The following is a 21,795-nucleotide window of genomic DNA, read 5'->3' as shown; positions in this document are numbered from 1 at the left end:
CATGAATCCCACCCGTGGTGGGAGCCAGGGGATTTACAACATGATGTCCGTCAGTAACCAATGTTTGTTGATGCAGATCCAGCCCACCATTTTGCGCTTTGCCAAGATGCTGGCCAGCGTGCTGCAACTGGAAGTGGAAATCGTGGACGCCAACATGGTGCGGGTGGCGGGAACCGGCCCTTACGGCAAGTTCTTCGGTCGCCAGCTGGAGGGGGACTCCCGCCTGTTGCGCTACGTCATCGAGCATCAGCGCGAGAAGATCGTCACCCACACCAGCGAGGATCCGGTCTGCGAGGGGTGCAGCTGCAAGGAGAGCTGCCGGGAGCGGGCCTTTCTCGGGGTGCCCATCATGGTGGAGGAGAACTGCATCGGGGTGATCAGCCTGGTGGCTTTCAACCCTGAGCAGCAGACCCGCCTCAACAACAACCTGCAGGAGGTGTGCGACTATGTGCAGCACATCTCCAGCATCTTCGTGGCCAAGCTGCTCGATTCGCGCGGGCTGTCGGACGGGGTCAACAAGGTCTTTCTGAGCCTGATGAACCACATGGATCAAGGCTGCCTGCTGCTCGACGAGAAGAGCCAGGTGCTTTATGCCAACGAGGTCGCGCTCAAGCAGCTCAACTGCCAGCAGGAGGCGCTGCTGGGCTGCGAGATAGGGCTGCGGCCGCTCACCTTTGCCCAGCAGGGGTTGACCGGCCACCTGCAGCACATCGTCACCCTGGGGGATCGCCAGGAGCTGATCATCGGCCAGTTGCACCACGTGCAGGGCCAGCAGCTGTTTCTGATGGCGTTTCACCAGTCTCACGGTACGCCGAGTCAGCCGCTGGAGCCCGACGAGGGGGTCAGCATGCTGATCGGGGAGAGCAAGCCGATGCGGGCCCTGAAAAAGCTGCTCCATCGCATCGCCCTGAGCCCCTCCAGCGTGCTGGTGTGCGGCGAGAGCGGCACCGGCAAGGAGGTGGTGGCCCGCGCCATCCACCGACTCAGCCCGCGCCGCGACAAGCCCTTCATCGCCATCAACTGCGCCGCCATCCCGGAGCAGCTGCTCGAGAGCGAGCTGTTCGGTTACGTGAAAGGGGCCTTCACCGGCGCCTCCAGCACCGGCAAGCAGGGGCTGATCCAGGCCGCCCAGCAGGGCACTCTGTTTCTCGACGAGATAGGGGACATGCCGCTCACCATGCAGGCCAAGCTGCTGCGAGTGCTGGAGCTGCGGGAGGTGACCCCCATTGGCGCCAGCCGGCCGGTGCCGGTGGACATTCGCATCATAGCCGCGACCCATCAGCATCTGGAGCAGTACATCGCCGAGGGCAAGTTTCGTGAGGATCTCTTCTATCGCCTCAACGTCATTCCCATCCACCTGCCGCCCCTGCGCGAGCGGGAGGGGGACGTGGCGCTGCTGACCCACTACTTCCTCAACCTGCACACCAGTCGCATCGGCCTGCTGTATCCGGGGCTGAGCCCGGAGGTGATGGCTCTGCTGGAGGGCTACCGTTGGCCCGGCAACGTGCGCGAGCTCAGCAACCTCATCGAGTACCTGGTGAACGTGGTGCAGGCGGGGGAGGTGATCGAGAGCATCCTGCTGCCCCCCAATATCCTGCGCAACCAGCGCAGCGGGGCGGATGAGCCGTCACGCAGCACGGCGCAGATCGCGCGTATGCCGCTCTCGCCCGACCCTTATTCCCATGGCCTGCTGGCCGATCCTGCGCTCACTCCTGCCGCTGGCAACCCGGCATCGGCTACGGGAGCGCCCTGGCCATCGCCAGAGGCAAACCTGCCAGAGCCGGTTGCTGGCCAGGCCGAGCGCGGGTTGGCGCTGCCACTTGGCGAAAACGGGCTGGAGAACATGGAAAAGCAGATGATAGAAGAGACCCTGCTGCGTCTTGGCAACAAGAAGCTGGCCGCCCAGGCGCTCGGGATCGGCATCGCCACCCTCTATCGCAAGATAAAGAAGTACGAGATAGCCGTGCAGGCCTGAGCCCGCAGCGGGTCGCCTGGCGGCCCGCTTGACCGCGCCGCGACCGACAATCGCGGCGTTATCATTATGAGAATGTGACCCCGCGTTCTATCAATTGGCAGGCTCTGGTGATAGCCGGACTGATAATTATCAGGGCCGGCTTCGTTTCTTCTTGCGCTATTTCAGCAGCGCGCAGCTATCTGCTGGAAAATAAGCCGGTTCACCTGCCTTGGCGGGGCGCGATATATCCTCAGACTGTGCGCCGGCTCACATTCAAGACGCCTTTTCTGGTTATTTCCCGCTTATTTATGCGTTGGCACGCTTATTGATTGCCCTTATTTGACGCTGACCGATGAACTCACCCAATGGCCCTTGTTTCGGTGACCTGTGAGTGGAAGGGGAGCAATGCATTTCTCATCAACAGATTGGGGCTAACGATGAAAGCAGTGAACCAGTTAATCAAAGAGATCAATGAACTCAAGTCCAACCTGCATGAAAAAGACTTCCTGCTGACCTGGGAGCAGACCCCTCAGGAGCTGGCGCTGGTGCTCAAACTGGCGGAGGCCCTCAAGGGACTGCGTGCCGAAAACATCGCCACCAAGCTGTTCAATACCGGTCTTGGCATCTCGGTGTTTCGTGACAACTCCACCCGGACCCGTTTCTCCTACGCCTCCGCCCTCAACCTGCTCGGCCTGACCCAGCAGGATCTGGACGAGGGCAAGTCCCAGATTGCCCACGGCGAGACCGTCCGTGAAACCGCCAACATGATCTCCTTCTGCGCCGATGCCATCGGCATTCGCGACGACATGTACCTGGGGGCCGGCAACGCCTACATGCGTGAAGTGGGCGCCGCGCTCGACGAAGGGTTCGAGAAGGGGGTGCTGCCCCAGCGCCCGGCGCTGGTCAACCTGCAGTGCGACATTGATCACCCGACCCAGTCCATGGCTGATCTCGCCTGGTTGCAGGAGCACTTCGGCAGCCTGGAAAACCTCAAGGGCAAGAAGATTGCCATGACTTGGGCCTACTCGCCGAGCTACGGCAAGCCGCTCTCCGTGCCGCAGGGCATCATCGGTCTGATGACCCGCTTTGGCATGGATGTGACCCTGGCCCACCCAGAGGGGTATGACCTGATCCCGGACGTGATCGAGGTGGCCAAGGAGAATGCCAAGGCCTCCGGTGGCAGCTTCCGTCAGGTCACCTCCATGGAAGAGGCGTTCAAGGATGCCGACATCGTCTATCCCAAGTCCTGGGCGCCCTATCAGGTGATGGAGCAGCGCACCGAGCTGCTGCGGGCCAACGATCACGCTGGCCTCAAGGAGCTGGAGCAGCATTGCCTGGCGCAGAACGCCAAGCACAAGGATTGGCACTGCACCGAAGAGATGATGGCCCTCACCAAGGGGGGCGAGGCGCTCTATATGCACTGCCTGCCGGCGGATATTTCCGGCGTCTCCTGCAAGGAAGGGGAAGTGAGTGAAGGGGTATTCGAGAAATACCGGATCGCCACTTATAAAGAGGCGAGCTGGAAGCCCTATATTATCGCCGCCATGATTGTCGCCCGTAAATTCTCGGCACCGGGCGCCGCCCTCGAAGGCTTGATAAAAGAGGCGCAAAAACGCGTCAAATAATGGCCTGGCCGGGCGGAAAATAAGTCCCGCCCGGCCGTCGTCATCACGCAATTATTGTCACGGGTTCTCTCCCCGGGGCGCTTTTCACTCGATGATCCCCGGCGAGATGACTCTTTGCGAGGTATTCATGTCCCAATTTTCCCTGAAGATGGAGATTGCCGATAACCGTTTCTTTACCGGTGAGTCGCTGCCCCTGTTTTCCCGTATCGAGGCGCAAAAGGCCCGCGCCTTTCATAAAAAACTGGCCGGTTATGAGCCCACCCCCTGTGCGATCTGACAGCGCTCGCCGGCTATATCGGGGTGAAGAACATTCTGGTGAAGGATGAGTCCAAACGTTTTGGCCTCAACGCCTTCAAGATGCTGGGGGGCGTCTACGCCATCGCCAACCTGCTCTGTGAAAAATACGGGGTGGCGGTGGAGGATTTCACCTTCGATCTCATCAAGCGCACCATCAAGGAGCCGATGACCTTCGCCACCACCACCGACGGCAACCACGGTCGTGGCGTCGCCTGGGCCGCCAAGCAGGTGGGTCAGCATGCGGTGGTCTACATGCCCAAGGGCTCGGCCCAGGAGCGGGTGGACCACATTCTGGCGCTGGGGGCCGAGTGCATCGTCACCGACATGAACTACGACGACACAGTGCGCCTGACCATGAAGATGGCCGAGGAGCGCGGCTGGTACATAGTGCAGGACACCGCCTGGGAGGGGTACACCAAGATCCCGACCTGGATCATGCAGGGTTACGCCACCCTGGCCGACGAAGCGGTCGAGCAGATGCAGGCCATAGGCATCAAACAGCCCACCCACGTACTGCTGCAGGCCGGGGTCGGGGCGCTGGCGGGCGGCGTGCTCGGTTATCTGGTGGACTGCTTCGGGGCGAAAAACCTGCACAGCATAGTCGTCGAGCCGGATCAGGCCGACTGCATCTACCGCTCCGGGGTGGCGGGGGAGATGGTCAACGTGGGGGGCGACATGCGCACCATCATGGCCGGTCTTGCCTGCGGTGAGCCCAATCCCCTCGGCTGGCCGGTGCTGCGTGGCTGCACCACCCAGTTCATCTCCTGTCACGACAAGGTCTCGGCGCTCGGCATGCGAGTGCTCGGCAACCCCCTTGGCGATGATCCCCGCATCATCTCCGGCGAGTCCGGCTCGGTCGGCACCGGCGTGCTGGCGGCGGTGCGCCACCACCCGGATCGCGCGGCGCTGATGGCCCGGCTTGGGCTCGATGAGCAGTCGGTGGTGCTGGTGATCAACACCGAAGGGGACACCGACGTGGCCCATTACCGGGAAGTGGTGTGGGAAGGCAAGCACCCTGCCTGCGGGTAATCCCGCCTGCAAATGAAAGAGGCACGAATTGAAAATGATGGCGCCCGGCGGGTGCCATGACGAGTAGCGGGCGGGAGGCGTACTCCCGCACCCCAGGTTGGTTATGGAGAGACACAATGAGCAAGCAAATTCCGTTTGAAATGGTGTTGGAGAAGGCCTACCAGTACAAGGCCGAGATGACTCAGTTCCTGCGCGACATGATCGCCATCCCGAGCGAGAGCTGCGATGAGGAGCGGGTGGTGCTGCGCATCAAGCAGGAGATGGAGAAGGTTGGTTTTGACAAGGTCGAGATCGACCCCATGGGCAACGTGCTGGGCTATATCGGCCACGGCCCGCACCTGATCGCCATGGATGCTCACATCGATACCGTGGGGGTCGGCAACATGGCCAACTGGACCTTCGATCCCTATGAGGGAATGGAAGATCACGAGATCATCGGTGGTCGCGGCGCCTCCGATCAGGAAGGGGGCATGGCCTCCATGGTCTACGCCGGCAAGATCATCAAGGATCTGGGGCTGGAAGACGAGTACACCCTGCTGGTGACCGGCACCGTGCAGGAGGAGGATTGCGACGGCCTCTGCTGGCAGTACATCATCGAGCAGAGCAAGATCCGCCCCGAATTCGTGGTCAGTACCGAACCCACCGACTGCCAGATCTACCGTGGCCAGCGTGGCCGCATGGAGATCCGCGTGGAGGTGCAGGGGGTCAGCTGCCACGGCTCCGCGCCGGAGCGCGGCGACAACGCCATCTTCAAAATGGGCCCGATCCTCGGTGAATTGCAGGAGCTGAGCCACAACCTCGGCAACGACGACTTCCTCGGTAAGGGCACCCTGACCGTCTCCGAGATCTTCTTCACCTCCCCAAGCCGCTGCGCCGTGGCGGACAGCTGCGCCGTCTCCATCGACCGCCGCCTCACCTGGGGCGAGACCTGGCAAGGGGCGCTCGACGAGATCCGCGCCCTGCCTGCGGTGCAAGCCGCCGGCGCCGAGGTCTCCATGTACCAGTACGACCGTCCGGCCTACACCGGTCTGGTCTACCCGACCGAGTGCTACTTCCCGACCTGGAAGGTGGAAGAGGATCACATCACCGTCAAGACCCTCTCCAAGGCGTACACCCAGCTGTTCAACAAGGCGCCGGTTGTGGACAAGTGGACCTTCTCGACCAACGGGGTCTCCATCATGGGTCGTCACGGCATCCCGGTCATCGGTTTTGGCCCGGGTAAAGAGCCGGAAGCTCACGCGCCGAACGAGAAGACCTGGAAGGAGCATCTGGTCAAGTGCGCCGCCATGTACGCGGTGATCCCCATGCTCTATCTGGCCGAGCTGGACAAGTAAGGGGGCTGCCGGGTGGTGACTGCCATCACCGCCCGGCTGTTGCAAGTGTGGCCAGTGCCCCGTCTTTCGCAGGCGGGGCCTTGCTGTTTGACGCGATCGGATGTGCGAGGGGGTGGGGATGAAACGGCTGATCAAACAGGGTGTGCTGGTCGATGCGCAGGGTGAATATCGTCAGGATCTGCTGATCGAGAACGGGGTGATCCTTGAGCGCGCCGCCGATATCCAGCCCGATGGCGAGACCGAGCTGATCGATGCCAGCGGCTGCTACGTGATGCCGGGCGGTATCGACGTCCATACCCACTTCAACATCGATGTTGGGATTGCCCGCAGTTGCGATGATTTTTTCAGCGGTACCCGTGCCGCCGCCTGTGGTGGCACCACCACCATCGTCGATCACATGGGATTTGGCCCGGCAGGGTGCAATTTGCATCACCAGCTGGCCCGCTATCACGACTACGCCGCCGAGCAGGCGGTGATCGACTACAGCTTTCATGGCGTTGTTCAGCATGTGGATGACGCCATCCTCCACGAGATGGCCGCCATGGTGCAGGAGGAGGGGATCAGCAGCTTCAAGCTCTATCTCACCTACCAGTACAAGCTGGGGGACCACGACGTGCTGCGTGCCCTGGCCCGCCTCAAGGAGGTGGGGGCGCTTGCCACCGTCCACCCCGAGAACGACGCCGCCATCGCGGCGCGCCGGGCGGCCCTGCTGGCCGCCGGCCACTGTGAGCCCTGGTATCACCCGCAAAGCCGTCCGCTGCAGTGTGAAGCCGAGGCGATCGCCCGGATGATCAATCTGGCGGGGCTCGCGGGCAATGCGCCGCTCTATATCGTCCATCTCTCCAACGGCTTGGGGCTGGAGTATCTGAAACTGGCGCGCCGCCAGGGGCAGCCGGTCTGGGTGGAGACCTGCCCGCAATATCTGCTGCTCGATGAGCAGTGTTATTACAAGGAGAACGGGGTCGACTATCTGCTGAGTCCGCCGCTGCGCGGGTGTAGCGAGCAGGACAAGCTGTGGGTCGGCATCGCAGCTGGCGACATCGACACGGTGGCGACCGATCACTGCAACTTCTCCCACGCCCAGCGCATGACCCTCTCCGGCGGCGATTTCAGCCGCTGCCCCAACGGCTTGCCCGGGGTCGAAAACCGGATGCTGCTGCTGTTTGCCCACGGGGTATTGGGGGGGCGCATCTCGCCGTCCCGCTTCGTGGCGCTCACCAGCGCCAACCCGGCGCGCCTGTTTGGCCTCTGGCCGCGCAAGGGCAACCTGCAACTGGGGTCTGACGCCGATCTGGTGATCATGGATCCCCGCGGTGACACCCTGATTTCTCACCCACTGCTGCACGACAACGGCGACTACAGCCCCTATGAGGGGATGCATTGCCCCGGCCGGATCAGGCTGACCCTGAGTCGCGGCGAGACAGTGGCCCGCGATGGCGAGTTTCTGGGGCGACGTGGTCACGGCCGCTTTCTGGCCAGAGCGCCCTTTGACCCGGCCTTGGCGCCGGATCGGCACTCGCCTTGCCCCGTGGTGGCAGGCTGACAGGCAGTTCGCATCCCGCAAAACTACGAGGTTTTTTGAACAACGAAAGGTGGGCCGGTATCGCGCCGGCTTGTCCCCTCACTGGAGATAACAAGATGAAACAGCGAATCGTACTGGCTCTTGGCGGCAATGCGCTGGGCAACAACCTGCCCGAGCAGATGAAGGCGGTGCAGAGCACGGCGGGCACCATTGTCGACCTGATCGCCCAGGGGCACGAGGTGGTGGTGACTCACGGCAACGGCCCGCAGGTGGGGATGATCCAGCAGGCGTTCGAGGTGGCGGCCCGCCACGATCCCAAGGCGCCCCATCTACCCATGTCGGTCTGCGTGGCCCTGAGTCAGGGTTACATCGGCTATGACCTGCAAAACGCCCTGCGCGAGGCCCTGCTTGAGCGCGGCATCCATAAGCCGGTGGCCACCCTGGTGACCCAGGTGGAGGTGGATAAAAACGATCCCGCCTTCCTCGACCCGAGCAAGCCCATCGGCGGCTTCTTCAGCAAGGAGGAGGCCGAGGCGCTGATGGCCAAGGGCGAGCGGCTCAAAGAGGACGCCGGTCGCGGCTATCGCCGGGTGGTGGCGTCTCCCAAACCCGTCGACATCATCGAGAAGGAGACCGTCTCTGCCATGCTGGCTGCCGGCCAGGTGGTGATCACCGTCGGTGGCGGCGGCATTCCGGTGCTGCGGGAGGGCAACCACCTGCGCGGTGCCAGCGCGGTGATCGACAAGGATTGGGCCAGTGCCAGGCTGGCGGAGCTCATCGATGCCGACATGCTGATCATCCTTACCGCGGTGGAGAAGGTGGCCATCAACTTCGGCAAGCCCGAGGTGCAGTGGCTCGATACCCTGAGCGTGGCCGATGCCAACAGCTTTATCGCACAAGGGCAGTTTGCCAAAGGCTCCATGCTGCCCAAGGTGGAGGCGGCGCTCTCGTTCGCGACGTCCATGCCGGGGCGCAAATCCCTGATCACCCTGCTGGAGAAGGCGGCTGATGGCATTGCCGGCAAGACCGGCACCCTGATCAGCCTGTAGCCTCGTCTTGGATGGTTGTAAACAGGGGGCCCAAGGCCCCCTTTCTGTTGGCTGGTGCCAGGGATTGGCAGGCGGGAAGCACGGGCCGGCCAGCTCTTATCCACGGTGGGCAGGGGGACGGCAGAGGAGTAAGATGGCGCCCGGAATGGCGGACGTACCGGCCGCAGTAGCAACAAGGCAGCACAATGAATAGCAAGTTGAACATGGCGGCGCTGGGGGGATTGGTCCTGCTCACCGCCATCTGGAGTTACAGCTGGATCGTGATGAAGCAGGTGATGCTCTACGCGGGGGCGTTCGAGTTTACCGCCCTGCGCTGCCTGTGCGGATCCCTGGTGTTGCTGCTGGTACAGTGCCTGCGCGGCCGCCGTTATCTCAAACCCACCCCGTTTCGCTATACCCTCGCCATCGCCCTGTTCCAGACCTGCGGCATGGTGGGGTTGGCCCAGTGGGCGCTGATCAGCGGCGGGGCAGGCAAGGTGGCCATTCTGAGTTACACCATGCCGTTCTGGGTGGTGATCTTCGCGGCGCTCTTTCTCGGTGAGCGGATGCGCAAGCTGCACTATCTGGCGGTCGGGGTGGCCGCCTGCGGCCTGCTGTTGGTGATCGAGCCCTGGCAGCTGCACCTCGATTCCATGAAGAGCGCGCTGCTGGGCATTGCCTCCGGCATCTGCTGGGGGATCAGCGCCATCATCGCCAAGCGGATGTATGCCCGCCACCCCGGGGTGGATCTGATGTCCCTCACCACCTGGCAGATGATCTACGCCACCCTGGTGATGGCGCTGGTGGCGGCGCTGGTGCCGGAGCGACCCATTGACTGGCAGCCCTATGTATTTGGTGCGCTCGCCTACAGCGCCATCTTCGCCACGGCGCTGGCCTGGAGCCTCTGGCTGTTTGTGCTGAAAAAGCTGCCGGCGGGGATCGCCGGGCTCAGCACCCTGGCGGTGCCGGTGAGCGGCGTGCTGCTCTCCTGGTGGCTGCTCGGCGAAAACCCGGGGCCGGTGGAGGGGAGCGGCATCGCCCTGATCGTGCTGGCCTTGGTCGTTATCAGCCGCAAGGGGAAGCGTTCCGTGGTGTCGGTGGCGGGGGAGACCCGGGTCAAGCAGGGCTAAGCCGATTAGAGGAACGAGAATGGAAAGGGCCCGCCATCATGGCGGGCCCTTTGTGTTGGTGCGCTGGCTTATCTGCGCTTGGCCAGATGCATCATGGCCTCCAGCACGGCGCCGCCGATCGCTCGCGCCTTGTCAGAGACGGTAGTGGGATCGGCCCGCTCGCCCCTGGGGTCGATATCACCAATCTTGAAGCCGACGGTCACCTCGATGCCATCGCTGAGTAGCCCCCGCACCATGCCGGAGAGCGGCGCAATGATGGGGGCGTCCCCCACGTGGGCGATCACGTCCCCCTCCTGCACCAGATCGCCGAGCCTGATCAGGCTCTTCATCACCCCGGCGACGGGGGCGCGCACCACCCGGCGGGCGGAGTGTCCCTCGATCACCCCGGGAATGCCAGTATTGGGCTGGGCAGGGCCCTGATAGATGACCCGCCCCAGATGGTGGCCACGGTTGGTCTCAATGACCGCATCGCAGTCGCGACCCGCCTCAAACCCCGGGCCCAGGGCCACCGTGATAGGGGCCATCTCCCTGTGGGTGCCGAGATTCTGCTTGGCGAGGATGGCATCCACCAGATAGCGGGGCTTGAGTTCGGCAAGGGTGGCGCAGTCGGGGTCAACCAGTAGCGGTATGACACCCCGCTCCAGCTGCTCGAACGCCTGTTCGACGCTTTCGACCCGCTTGGCACGCACCCCCTCGACGCTGGTTTCGCCGTCGAACATCCCCTGGGCGAAGGCGACGGTGCGGCGGATCACCGTGGGTTTGTCGAGATCCAGCATCACCACCTTGAAGCCGGCATGGTAGAGGCGCAGCGCCACCCCGGTGGCGATATCGCCGGAGCCGCGCATCACCACCAGCTGATCCCGCTTGAGGCGCACGTCATCCTGCATCAGACCACCGGCCTTGCCGTTTTTCACTTGAAGCAGCTCGGCGAGGATGCTGATGGCGATCTCCTCGGGGGTTTCGGCACCTATGTTGTAGCCGATGGGGGCGTGCAGCCGCTGCAGTTGCTCCTGACTCACCCCTTGCTGGCGCAGGGCCTGGGTGAAGGTCTGCACCTTGCGCTTGCTGGCGAGCAGCCCCAGGTAGGCGAGGGGACGGCTGATGAGCCGATCCAGCGCCTCCTTGTCCTGATGGTTGGTGGCGATGATGACGAAGTTGGCGGGCTCGATGGCCAGTTGCTCGATCACCGCGCTGATGGTGTCGGCCTGCTGCAGATGGGTGCCGGCCGGGAAGCGATCTGGGCTGAGGCTCCCCTCGAAGCAATCCCCTACATGGATGTCAAAGCCGAGCGGCGCCGCGGCATGAGCCAACGCCCGGTTGACGTGGCCGGCACCGATCAGTACCAGACGGGGGCGCAGGCCGTACACGTCGATGTAGACCGACATGGCGCCGCCGCAATCCGAGCCCACCGCATGTTCACCGTTGCGGGCCATCCGGCCGTGGAAGATACGCGGCTTGCGCTCGGCAATGGCCGCCACGGCTTCTTCGATCACCAGCCGCTCTATCATGCCGCCGCCGATGGTGCCGAGGATCCGGCCATCGGCCATCACCAGCATCTGGGCCTGATGGCGGGGAGTGGATCCACGGCTCTCGATGATCTGGGCCATGGCAAATGGCGTGTTCTCCTGTTCCAGTCGGGCTGCGTGTGCAAACAGATTCATAAGGTACCTCTTCTTATCCTTAAAACGTCAGGGGTGAGGCTAAAGCGCCTCCCCGTGCGGAGCTGTGCAGATCAGGTGACGGATGGGGGGGATTCGCGCACGGCCCCCTGCCAGATAGCGTGGATCTCGGGGTGGCGGCTATGCAGCTTTATCAATTCATCGAGCCACGACGCCTCATTTTGATAATCCCCATTGATAAACCAGATCCGGCGCGCCCTGGCCGGGGTGCCCTTGAACAGCCCCTCGGGGTGGGAGAGCAGCTGGTGAAACAGGGCCCAGTCGAGGGGGTCACCGGCTTCTATCCCGCACAGGGCCTGGAACTCGGCCCAGCGGTGGATCTGCGCCGGGTCGGCGCTGGCGCCCACCATGGCGCCGCCCACCAGGGCGATCACCCAATCACTGTGCTGAGGAATGCAAGGTTCGTGCAAAGCGGGCGCTTTCAATAACTTGTGATGGGCGCCGTCCGCCTCCACCAGGATGATGTCGAAGCGTTGCTGCCCCTTGAGCAGATCGATCTGCTGGGGGCTCGGCCCCACCGCCTTGCCGCTGGCCCGATCGAGGTGGCTGAACAGCACCAGCTGCATCGGTTCATCGGGCAGCGCCTGGCAGCGGGCCAGCTGCCGGATGGGGTCGGCCTCGATCAGCAGGGTGCGCCGAGGGGAGGGGGCGGGCAGAAACATCCGGGTGCTGGTGGTGAGCAGCACCTTCTTGCCCTGTTGATGGAAATAGTCGGCCAGCCAGAAGAGGGTGCTGGTTTTCCCCCCGGCGCCGCAAAGACTAATTAAAGTGGTACGCCCATCAATATTTTCGGTAAGCGGGTTTAATACACTCTCGATATTTGGCGAGGTGAGCAGAATGGGTGATGAAATAGCCATGGCGACGACCGATGAAAATAGAGGCGCGGTCAGTGAGAAGCACTGGCATTCGCGCGAGCGGTGCGACTGCCTAATTACGGCGGCCGGGCTCTCATCACGAATGGGCGCGTGGAAATTGATGCTACCGTATCGCCAGAGCACGATTCTTGATGAGAGTCTCAAAAATGCCCTGGTGCTGTGTGACCGGGTCATTCTGGTGGTGGGGCATCGCGCCGATGAGCTGATCAGCCGCTATGCCAATCACCCCCGTATCCTGCTGGTACACAACCATGATTATGCACAGGGGCTCGGCAGCTCCATCCGCGCTGGGCTCGCCGCCTGTAGCAGCGATCACCTCTTCGTGAGCCACGGCGATCTGCCATGCATCCCCCACGAGGTGTACCGCTCGCTCTGGCAGGCGCGGGGGGACGAGACCCTCTTTCCTTCTTATCAGGGGGAGGCGGGCCACCCCGTGCTGTTGCCCAGATCCCTTGCCAGGGCGCTGGCGGCAGCGCCGGCACAGGGTTCGGTACGCCGCTGGCTGCTGGCGCACCGCCATCGTTTCATCGAGGTGCAGAGTGCCGCCATCCTGCAGGATGTGGACACCCCGGAGCGCTATCAGGCGCTGCTGGCAAACGAAGCATTCGAGCGCTGAACTGGTCGGCTGGCAGGGACCTTGCCCGGCCTTGGTTTGCATATTTATCCCCTTGTCCAACCCGTTATCAGGGGCCGACAGCGACCGTTATCATCCTGGCCGGCCTGATAATGGCGCTGGCTGCGCTCTTTATCAAACTGATAGCGCGCCGCGCCAAAGTGAGATCATTGTTAGCCGTGAGGGAGGCGTTTCCATTATTTAAATTCGGTGTTGATAGCCACTCTCATTGTCGAAACCGGTATCGGTTTTCGATGTTTTATTAATTGGAGGTGCCTCACGTTTTTATGGCTGAAAAATAAAAAGATCCGACGCTGGCCTGATTGTTGCTCTTGTCAGTTTCAAGGGGCTTTTTATGCGTGGTTGTGGATGGGCCCCATTTATTCACCCTGTCAATGAGCAGTGCCGCTGCAAGGAGATCAACATGGGCGATATTATGCGACCCGTTCCCTTCAAGAACCTTCTGGTCCGTATCTTCTCGGAATATAAAGCGAGTCAATCCATCTTCGGCATTCCCGCCGCGCAATTCTATCGCAAGCAGGACGATCGCAAGATCAAGGTGTTCGGTGAAACCTGCGAAACCCCCATCGGCCCGGCAGCCGGCCCCCATACCCAGCTGGCCCAGAACATCGTCACCTCCTGGCTGACCGGCGGGCGCTTTATCGAGCTCAAGACGGTGCAGATCCTGGACCGTCTCGAACTGGAAAAACCCTGCATCGATGCCGAAGACGAATGCTTCAACACCGAGTGGTCCACCGAGTTCACCCTGCCCAAGGCGTTTGACGAGTACCTGAAAGCCTGGTTTGCCCTCTATCTGCTGGAGGAGGTGTTCGACCCGCGTCTCGACGGGGAGGCCAAGTCCTTCATCTTCAACATGAGCGTGGGGTATAACCTCGATGGCATCAAACAGCCACCGATGCAGCAGTTCATCCACAGCCTGATGGATGCAAGCCAAAGTCCGAAGTTTGCCGAGTACCAGCAGGTGATGCGCGAGCTGGTTGCCGACGAGCAGTTCATCGCCGAGCTGGGTCTGGGGGCGCGCCGCGATCGCCTGCAACAGCTGGTGGATCGTATCCCGGCCAACCTGGTGCACGGCGTCACCCTCTCCACCATGCACGGCTGCCCACCGAACGAGATTGAGGCCATCTGCCGCTACATGCTGGAAGAGAAGGGGCTCAATACCTTCGTCAAACTCAACCCGACGCTGCTGGGCTACCAGCGGGTGCGCGAGATCCTCGACACCTGCGGCTTTGATTACATTGGTCTGAGCGAAGCGTCGTTCGATCACGACCTCAAGCTGGATCAGGCCAAGGCGATGCTGACCCGATTGATGGCGCTGGGGGCCGAGAAGGGGCTCACCTTCGGGGTCAAGCTCACCAATACCCTTGGCACCATCAACCGCAAAGGGGCACTGCCCGGCGATGAGATGTACATGTCCGGCCGGGCGCTGTTCCCGCTCTCCATCAACGTGGCCGCCGTGCTGTCCCGCGCCTTCGATGGCAAGCTGCCCATCTCCTATTCGGGCGGCGCCAGCAAGTTCAACATCGCGGAGATCTTCGAGACCGGCATTCGTCCCATCACCATGGCCACCGACCTGCTGAAACCGGGTGGTTACCTGCGCCAGATCGAGTGCCTCAAAGAGATAGATGCGTCGGGCAGCTGGGGCATGAGTCAGGTGGATGTGGCCAAGCTGGAGGCGCTTGCCGCCAAGGCCCTCACCATGGATTACACCCAGAAGGAGTGGAAGTCCGAGGATCGCATCGAAGTGGGTGGCGGCCTGCCGCTGACCGATTGCTACGTGGCGCCCTGTGTCACTGCCTGCGCCGTGCATCAGGATATCCCCGAGTACATTCGTCTGATGGGCGAGGGAGAGTATGTGGCAGCCCTTGAGCTGATTTATCAGCGCAACGCCTTGCCTGCCATCACCAGCCATATCTGCGATCACCAGTGCCAGTACAACTGCACCCGTCTCGACTACGACAGCGCGCTCAATATCCGCGAACTGAAAAAAGTGGCGCTGGAGCGCGGCTGGGAAGGGTACAAGGCGCGCTGGCACAAGCCGGCAGGCAGCGGAGACAAACACCCGGTTGCGGTGATTGGCGCTGGTCCGGCCGGTCTCTCCGCCGGTTACTTCCTGGCTCGCGCCGGTCACCCGGTTACCGTGTTCGAGCGCGAAGCGGATGCCGGTGGCGTGGTCAAACACATCATCCCCGAGTTCCGCATCCCGGCGGAGCTGATCCAGCATGACATCGACTTTGTCGCCGCTCACGGGGTCAAGTTCGAGTTTGGCTGCGATCCGGCGCTCACCGTCGACAAGCTGCACGCTCAGGGCTTTAGCTATGTCTTCGTTGGCATCGGCGCCGACAAGAATGGCGGCATGCGTCTCGAAGGGGGTCATGATCGGGTCTACAAATCTTTCCATTTCCTGCGCAGCTTCAATCAGGGCAAACCGCTGCCGCTGGGTCGCCATGTGGCTGTGGTCGGTGCCGGCAACACCGCCATGGACTGTGCCCGCGCCGCCCTCAAGGTGCCCGGTGTCAGCGATGTGACCGTTATCTACCGTCGCAGCGAAAAAGAGATGCCTGCCTATCGCGAGGAGTATCTGGAAGCGGTGGAGGATGGGGTGCGTTTTTGCTTCCTCACCAATCCGGAGCGTTTTGACAAAGATGGCAAGCTTGTCGTGCGGATGATGGCGCTGGGGGAACCTGACGAGCAGGGTCGCCGCCGTCCGGTGCCCACCGAGCAGACCGAAGTGATGCAGATGGATGCCTTGATCACCGCCATCGGCGAACAGCCTGATTGCGAAGTGCTCAAAGCGATGGGCATTCCCCTTGGCAGCGATGGCTGGCCCGAGGTGGATGGCCAGAGCGGCGAAACCAGCCGTCGCAACGTCTTCCTCATCGGTGACGTGCAAAGCGGCCCATCCTCCATCGTCGGTGCCATCGGCGGTGCCCGCCGCGCCGCGGATCTGGTGCTCTCTCGCGAGCATATCGCCAGCCAGCAGAGTGACGTGACCATCCAGCCGTCGGGCAAGGATGAGATCTACCGCCGCAAGGGGAGCATCGCCGTCACCATGGTTGACAAGAACGAGCGCGATGCCTTCGTGGCGCAGGAGGCGCACCGTTGCCTCGAGTGCAACTACCTCTGCAGCAAGTGCGTGGATGTCTGCCCCAACCGGGCCAACGTCGCCATCGCAGTGCCGGGCTTCAAGGACCAGTTCCAGACCCTGCACCTAGATGCCTACTGCAACGAGTGCGGCAACTGCGCCCAGTTCTGCCCCTGGCAGGGCAAGCCCTATCAGGACAAGGTCACCATCTTCAGCCTGGCCGAGGACTTCGACAACAGCCGCAACCCCGGTTTCTATCTGGCAGGCAGTGGCGAACTGCGGGTGCGTCAGAGTGGCGAGACCTATCGCCTGACCATAGACGCCCAGAGCCGGATCAAGGACGCGCCAGCGGCCCTTGGCGACATGTGCCGCATCATCAGCCATGTCCACGCTCATCACCACTACCTGCTGGGGGCCGTCGAGGCCTGAGCGAACCACGAATAAGCGAAGGAGCAGACCATGTTTATTCTGAAGAACGTCACCGCCGTCCAGCTGGAGCCGACCCTGGTGCTGGAAGGGGTGGATATCGCCATCGAAGGATCGCTTATCAAAGCGGTGGGGCCCAATCTGCGGGCCCTCTACCCGCAGGCCAACTATCGGGAGATGGGCGGCAAGCTGGTGATGCCGGGCATCGTCTGTGCCCACAACCACTTTTACTCCGGTCTGTCGCGGGGGATCATGGCCAACATCGCCCCCTGTCCGGACTTTATCTCCACCCTGAAAAACCTATGGTGGCGGCTCGATCGGGCGCTCGATGAAGAGTCCCTCTACTACAGCGGCCTCATCTGCTCGCTGGAGGCGATCAAGAGCGGCTGCAGCGCGGTGATCGACCACCACGCGTCGCCCAACTTCATCAAGGGCTCCCTCAACGTGCTGCGCAAAGGGTTTGTGGAGGCGGGTCTGCGCGGCATGACCTGCTTCGAGACCACGGATCGCAACGGCGGCCTCGCCGAGCTGCAGGCCGGGGTGGAGGAGAACATATTGTTCGCGCAAGCCATCGATGCGGCCAAAGCCAAGGGGAGCGAGCCCTATCTGGTTGAAGCGCACATCGGTGCCCACGCCCCCTTCACCGTACCCGACGAGGGGCTGGCCATGCTGCGCGAAGCGGTGCAGGTCACCGGTCGCGGGCTGCATATCCATGTGGCGGAAGACAGATACGACATGGCCCACGGCCACCACCACCATGGCAAGGAGCCCATCGCCCGGCTGGACGAGTTTGGCCTTGTCGACAGCAAGACCCTGATCGCCCACGGCATCTACTTAAGCCCGGCCGACATCGAGCTGCTCAACAGCCGCGATGCCTTCCTGGTGCACAACGCCCGTTCCAACATGAACAACCACGTGGGCTACAACCTGCACCTGCCGGAATACCGCAATCTGGCGCTCGGCACCGATGGCATAGGCTCCGACATGCTCGAAGAGCTCAAGTTTGCCTACTTCAAGCACAAGGATGCCGGCGGGGCGCTCTGGCCAGACAGCTTTGCCCGCTTCCTCTGGAACGGCAACCGCCTGCTGGAGCGCAACTTCGGCGCCAAATTTGGCCGCCTGGAGCCGGGCTACAAGGCCGACCTCACCATTTGCGACTACGCCGTACCGACCCCGCTGGCACCGCGCAACCTCGGCGGCCATCTCGCCTTTGGCATGGGCTCATCCTCGGTCAACAGCGTGATGGTGGAGGGGCGCATGGTCTATCAGGATCGCGAGTTCGCCTTTGACGTCGAGCCCCTTTATGAGCAGGCCAGCAAGGTGGCGAGCCGCCTGTGGCAACGGATGGATCAGCTGGCCTGAGGCCACCCTCCGCACGTTTGGACTGGATTGCCCGCCCTGTGGATTTGCCCGGCGGCGGGCAGCAATAGTAAGGACGACACATGATTGAGCAATTCTTCCGACCCGAGCAACTGGGTCAGGCTTTGGAACTCAAGGCCCGCTTTGGCAACGACGCCGTCTACATGGGGGGCGGCAGCAAACTCAACGCAGCCCCGACCCGCACCGACAAGAAGGTCGCAATCTCGCTGGACAAGCTCGGACTTGGCCAGATTGAGCAGCAGCATGGTCAACTCCACATCGGCGCCACCGTCACCCTGCAAGCCCTCAAAGACGACCCCCGTACCCCGGCCGCCCTGTGCGAGGCGCTGGGGTTTGTCTACTCCCGCCATGTGCGCAATCAGGCCACCATTGGCGGCGAGCTTGCCTGCCAGCAGCAGGACTCCCCGCTGTTGCCGGTACTGCTGGTCCTCGAAGCCGTGGTGGTGCTGGAGAACAACCAGCTGCAACCCATCGATGCCTATCTGGCGGGCCAGCGCAAGGAGCTGGTACTGGGGGTGGTGTTGCCGGAGCCCGTGCTGCGCTGTGCCACTCGCCGCATCAGCCGTAACGCCGATGGTCTGGCGGTAATGACTGCTGCCGTGGCCCTCGATGCCCTTGGCGAGATGCGGGTCGCTGTTGCTGGCGTTACGCCGCAGCCGATGCGCCTGCGTGATGTGGAGCGCCGCGATCTGCACGATGCCGCGCTGGAGGCGGCTGTGAGCGAGCTGGTTGCTCCGCGCGAGGATCTCGGCGGCAGCGTGGCCTACAAGCGCTATATCAGCGGCGTGGTGGTGGCGGATCTGCTGGTGGAGTGCCAGCAGCAGGAGGTACAGGCATGATGGAACTCAACTTTACCCTGAACGGTGCCCTGCGCACCGTCATCGCTCCGGCGGGCGAGAATGCCCAGCGGGTGCTGTTCAACCAATGCCGGATGCACTCGGTGCGCAACAGCGACGACGGCTTCGGCTTTGCCGGCTCCGACGCCATCCTGTTCAACGGCAAGGTGATCAACGCCTCCCTGCTGATCGCCGCCCAGCTGGATGGGGCGCAGGTGCGCACCGCCGAGTCGCTGGGCAGCTGGAACCAGCTCAGTCTGGTACAGCAGGCGATGGTAGATGTGGGCGTGGTGCAGTCCGGCTACAACGATCCGGCTGCGGCGCTGATCGTCACCGACCTGCTTGATCGCCACCCCGAGCCCAGCCGTGATCAAATCGACGATGCCCTCTCGGGCCTGTTTCACCGCGATGGCGGCTACCAGCAGTTCTATCAGGCCATCGAGCTTGCCAGCTCGCGCCTCAAGGATCCCGATTACCTGTGCCAGATTGCCCCCGAGTTTCGTGACGACTTGCGCCACATCGGCAAGAGCTGCCCGAAAGTGGACGCCGCCAAGATGGTGCAGGCCAAGCCCTGCTACGTGGAGGACAGGGTCAGCGAGGATGCGCTGGTCATCAAGATGCTGCGAAGCCCCCATCCCCATGCGGTGATCACCAAACTCGACGTGAGCCGCGCCGAAGCCATGCCGGGCGTGGTGCACGTCATCACCCACCTCAACTGCCCGGATGTCTACTACACCCCGGGTGGCCAGAGCGCCCCCGAGCCGTCACCGCTCGATCGCCGCATGTTTGGCCGCAAGCTGCGTCACGTGGGTGATCGTGTTGCCGCCGTGGTGGCGGAGAGCGAAGCCATCGCATTGGCGGCGCTCAAACTCATCGAGGTCGAGTATCAGGTGCTGCCCGCAGTCATGAACATAGACGAGGCGATGGCCCCCAATGCGCCGCTGGTGCATGACGAGCCCATCGTCTACATGGCCGGTGCGCCAGCGGATCTGGAGCAGCAGAACGCCTGCTCGGTGCGCCGCGGCGACGAGCATATGATCATCAACTTCCCCATCGGCTCCCGCCCGCACGAGAACCTGGCAGCCAGCGTCCATGGCCAGATTGGCGATGTGGCCAAAGGCTTTGCCGAGGCGGACGAGATTGTCGAGCGCACCTACGAGTCGACCCAGGCCCAGCAGTGCCCGACCGAACCGCACATCTGCTTCACCTACATGGATGGGGAGCGTCTGGTCATTCACGCCTCCACCCAGGTGCCCTGGCACGTGCGCCGTCAGGTGGCGCGCATCGTCGGCATGAAGCAGCACCAAGTGCATGTGATCAAGGAGCGGGTAGGGGGCGGCTTTGGCTCCAAGCAGGATATCCTGCTGGAAGAGGTGTGCGCCTGGGCGACCAGGGTCACCGGCCGTCCCGTTACCTTCCGCTACACCCGTGAAGAGGAGTTCATCAGCAACACCTCCCGCCACGTGGCCAAGGTGAAGGTGAAAGTGGGGGCCAAGAAAGATGGCACCATCACCGCCATCGAGATGGATTTTCGTGCCAACACCGGCCCTTACGGCAACCACTCTCTGACGGTGCCGAGCAACGGGCCGGCGCTCTCCCTGCCGCTCTACCCGTGCGAGAACGTGCGCTTTACCGTCAACACCTACTACAGCAACATCTGCCCGACCGGGGCCTATCAGGGTTATGGCGCCCCCAAGGGCAACTTCGCACTGACCATGGCCATCGCGGAACTGGCCGAGAAACTCGGCATCGATCAGCTCGAGATGGTGGAGCACAACCGGGTGCACGAGGGGGACATCCTCAAGGTGCTGGGTGCCATCGGCGAGGGCAAGATGCCGACTTCTGTGCCCCACGCGGCCAGCTGTGCCCTCGAACCCATCCTCAAGCAGGGCCGCGAGCTGATTGCCTGGGATAGCCCCAAACCCGCCGACGGGGATTGGCGCATCGGTCGTGGCGTCGCCATCATCATGCAAAAATCGGGGATCCCGGACATCGATCAGGCCAACTGCATGGTCAAGCTGGAATCGGACGGCACCTTTATCGTCCACTCCGGTGGCGCCGATATCGGCACCGGCCTCGATACCGTGGTGGCCAAGCTGACTGCCGAAGTGCTGCACTGTCCGCTCGGGGATGTGCACGTCATCTCGGGCGACACCGACCACGCCCTGTTCGACAAGGGGGCCTACGCCTCGTCAGGCACCTGCTTCTCCGGCAACGCGGCCAAGAAGGCGGCCGAGAATCTCAAGGAGAAGATCCTGTTCCACGGTGCCGCCATGCTGGGCGAGCCGGTAGCCGATGTTGAACTGGCGTTCCCGGGCCTGGTGCGCGGCAAGTTGGGGGAGGTGAGCCTCGCCAAGCTGGCCCACAAGGCCGAGACCGGTACCGGCTTCGGCATCCTGGTGGGCACCGCCAGCTACATCACCTCGGAGCTCGCCTTCCCGTACGGGGCCAACTTCGCCGAGGTGGCGGTCAACGTCAGAACCGGCCAGATCCGGCTCGACAAGTTCTACGCCCTGCTCGACTGCGGCACCCCCATCAACCCGGAGCTGGCGCTCGGCCAGATCTACGGGGCGACCATGCGGGCCATCGGCCACTCCTTGACCGAGGAGATCTGCTACGACGGCAAGGGCATTCCGCTGACCCGGGATCTGAAGAGCTATGGCGCGCCCAAGATTGGCGACATTCCGCGCGATTTTCGGGCCTTCCTGGTACCGAGTGACGACAAGGTCGGCCCTTACGGCGCCAAGTCCATCTCGGAGATCGGGGTCAACGGCGCGGCGCCCGCCATCGCCACCGCCATCCACGACGCCTGCGGTGTCTGGCTGCGCAAGTGGCACTTCACGCCGGAGCAGATCCTGCGTGAACTGGGCAAGCTGGAGCAACAAGCGTCGGCATAACAAAAGAAAAGGTGAGGGGTGGGCGCAGGCTCGCCCCCAGCACCTGACGGCGGAATGAGTACTC

Annotated in this window: 13 protein-coding genes and 1 pseudogene; 12 read left to right on the top strand and 2 right to left on the bottom strand. The window is 62.8% G+C overall.

Annotation, left to right across the window (positions count from 1 at the left end):
* Nucleotides 1-40 precede the first annotated feature (40 nt).
* The 7 genes and pseudogenes from E5E97_RS16640 to E5E97_RS16610 all read left to right on the top strand — a co-directional run bounded on the left by E5E97_RS16640 (nt 41) and on the right by E5E97_RS16610 (nt 9,919).
* Nucleotides 41-1,975, top strand: coding sequence for a sigma 54-interacting transcriptional regulator (locus E5E97_RS16640; RefSeq protein ID WP_171280591.1), 1,935 nt, complete (start codon nt 41-43; stop codon nt 1,973-1,975).
* Nucleotides 1,976-2,391: 416 nt separating this feature from the next.
* Nucleotides 2,392-3,579 (top strand): knotted carbamoyltransferase YgeW, encoded by a 1,188-nt coding sequence (gene ygeW, locus E5E97_RS16635; protein WP_011706019.1) that lies wholly within the window; start codon nt 2,392-2,394, stop codon nt 3,577-3,579.
* A 127-nt stretch (nt 3,580-3,706) separates the two neighbouring features.
* Nucleotides 3,707-4,905: pseudogene (gene dpaL / locus E5E97_RS16630) on the top strand (diaminopropionate ammonia-lyase).
* Between the two features lie 116 nt (nt 4,906-5,021).
* A complete protein-coding gene (locus E5E97_RS16625; RefSeq protein WP_005301172.1) occupies nt 5,022-6,239 on the top strand; it encodes a YgeY family selenium metabolism-linked hydrolase in 1,218 nt (405 codons plus the stop codon).
* Nucleotides 6,240-6,357: 118 nt separating this feature from the next.
* Nucleotides 6,358-7,782, top strand: a complete 1,425-nt coding sequence (hydA, locus tag E5E97_RS16620) for a dihydropyrimidinase (protein WP_171280590.1) — start codon at nt 6,358-6,360, stop codon at nt 7,780-7,782.
* Between the two features lie 95 nt (nt 7,783-7,877).
* Entirely contained in the window at nt 7,878-8,810 is a 933-nt protein-coding gene (gene arcC, locus E5E97_RS16615) for a carbamate kinase (RefSeq protein WP_171280589.1), read from the top strand.
* Between the two features lie 185 nt (nt 8,811-8,995).
* Nucleotides 8,996-9,919 (top strand): DMT family transporter, encoded by a 924-nt coding sequence (locus E5E97_RS16610; protein ID WP_117403584.1) that lies wholly within the window; start codon nt 8,996-8,998, stop codon nt 9,917-9,919.
* A 68-nt stretch (nt 9,920-9,987) separates the two neighbouring features.
* On the opposite strand, the gene yqeB is transcribed toward E5E97_RS16610, so the two are convergent.
* Both yqeB and yqeC read right to left on the bottom strand, forming a co-directional pair.
* The gene (gene yqeB, locus E5E97_RS16605) at nt 9,988-11,580 is read right to left on the bottom strand and encodes a selenium-dependent molybdenum cofactor biosynthesis protein YqeB (RefSeq protein ID WP_171280588.1); all 1,593 of its coding nucleotides are present in this window, start codon (nt 11,578-11,580) and stop codon (nt 9,988-9,990) included.
* 71 nt (nt 11,581-11,651) lie between these two features.
* On the bottom strand, nt 11,652-12,455 hold the full coding sequence (gene yqeC, locus E5E97_RS16600) for a selenium cofactor biosynthesis protein YqeC (protein ID WP_171280587.1): 804 nt from the start codon (nt 12,453-12,455) through the stop codon (nt 11,652-11,654).
* Here yqeC and mocA point away from each other — a divergent pair.
* The 5 genes from mocA to E5E97_RS16575 all read left to right on the top strand — a co-directional run bounded on the left by mocA (nt 12,436) and on the right by E5E97_RS16575 (nt 21,731).
* Nucleotides 12,436-13,089, top strand: coding sequence for a molybdenum cofactor cytidylyltransferase (mocA, locus tag E5E97_RS16595; RefSeq protein ID WP_171280586.1), 654 nt, complete (start codon nt 12,436-12,438; stop codon nt 13,087-13,089). The two genes, yqeC and mocA, sit on opposite strands and share 20 nt — an antisense overlap.
* Before the next feature lie 421 nt (nt 13,090-13,510).
* Complete coding sequence (gene ygfK, locus E5E97_RS16590) at nt 13,511-16,621, top strand: putative selenate reductase subunit YgfK (RefSeq protein WP_171280585.1); 3,111 nt, start codon at nt 13,511-13,513, stop codon at nt 16,619-16,621.
* A gap of 30 nt (nt 16,622-16,651) precedes the next feature.
* A complete protein-coding gene (gene ssnA, locus E5E97_RS16585; RefSeq protein ID WP_171280584.1) occupies nt 16,652-17,980 on the top strand; it encodes a putative aminohydrolase SsnA in 1,329 nt (442 codons plus the stop codon).
* A gap of 80 nt (nt 17,981-18,060) precedes the next feature.
* Nucleotides 18,061-18,837: a molybdopterin-dependent oxidoreductase FAD-binding subunit gene (ygfM, locus tag E5E97_RS16580; protein ID WP_171280583.1), complete on the top strand. Its 777-nt coding sequence runs from the start codon at nt 18,061-18,063 to the stop codon at nt 18,835-18,837.
* A complete protein-coding gene (locus E5E97_RS16575; RefSeq protein ID WP_216368122.1) occupies nt 18,834-21,731 on the top strand; it encodes a molybdopterin-dependent oxidoreductase Mo/Fe-S-binding subunit in 2,898 nt (965 codons plus the stop codon). The genes ygfM and E5E97_RS16575 overlap by 4 nt, the downstream gene beginning before the upstream one ends.
* Nucleotides 21,732-21,795: the final 64 nt, after the last annotated feature.

The sequence above is a fragment of the Aeromonas sp. 2692-1 genome, from assembly GCF_013085505.1.
GTDB classification, from domain to species: Bacteria; Pseudomonadota; Gammaproteobacteria; order Enterobacterales; family Aeromonadaceae; genus Aeromonas; species Aeromonas hydrophila.
The sequence above is the reverse complement of the archived record's forward strand: the minus strand, read 5'-3'. Positions and strand labels throughout refer to the sequence as shown.

Excerpts from the sequence above, each read along its gene's own strand:
- E5E97_RS16610 (WP_117403584.1), top strand. The coding sequence starts at position 8,996 with ATGAATAGCAAGTTGAACATGGCGGCGCTGGGGGGATTGGTCCTGCTC.
- yqeB (WP_171280588.1), bottom strand. The coding sequence starts at position 11,580 with ATGAATCTGTTTGCACACGCAGCCCGACTGGAACAGGAGAACACGCCA.
- E5E97_RS16640 (WP_171280591.1), top strand. The coding sequence starts at position 41 with ATGATGTCCGTCAGTAACCAATGTTTGTTGATGCAGATCCAGCCCACC.
- ygfK (WP_171280585.1), top strand. The coding sequence starts at position 13,511 with ATGGGCGATATTATGCGACCCGTTCCCTTCAAGAACCTTCTGGTCCGT.
- ssnA (WP_171280584.1), top strand. The coding sequence starts at position 16,652 with ATGTTTATTCTGAAGAACGTCACCGCCGTCCAGCTGGAGCCGACCCTG.
- ygeW (WP_011706019.1), top strand. The coding sequence starts at position 2,392 with ATGAAAGCAGTGAACCAGTTAATCAAAGAGATCAATGAACTCAAGTCC.
- arcC (WP_171280589.1), top strand. The coding sequence starts at position 7,878 with ATGAAACAGCGAATCGTACTGGCTCTTGGCGGCAATGCGCTGGGCAAC.
- mocA (WP_171280586.1), top strand. The coding sequence starts at position 12,436 with ATGGGTGATGAAATAGCCATGGCGACGACCGATGAAAATAGAGGCGCG.
- E5E97_RS16575 (WP_216368122.1), top strand. The coding sequence starts at position 18,834 with ATGATGGAACTCAACTTTACCCTGAACGGTGCCCTGCGCACCGTCATC.
- yqeC (WP_171280587.1), bottom strand. The coding sequence starts at position 12,455 with ATGGCTATTTCATCACCCATTCTGCTCACCTCGCCAAATATCGAGAGT.
- hydA (WP_171280590.1), top strand. The coding sequence starts at position 6,358 with ATGAAACGGCTGATCAAACAGGGTGTGCTGGTCGATGCGCAGGGTGAA.
- ygfM (WP_171280583.1), top strand. The coding sequence starts at position 18,061 with ATGATTGAGCAATTCTTCCGACCCGAGCAACTGGGTCAGGCTTTGGAA.
- E5E97_RS16625 (WP_005301172.1), top strand. The coding sequence starts at position 5,022 with ATGAGCAAGCAAATTCCGTTTGAAATGGTGTTGGAGAAGGCCTACCAG.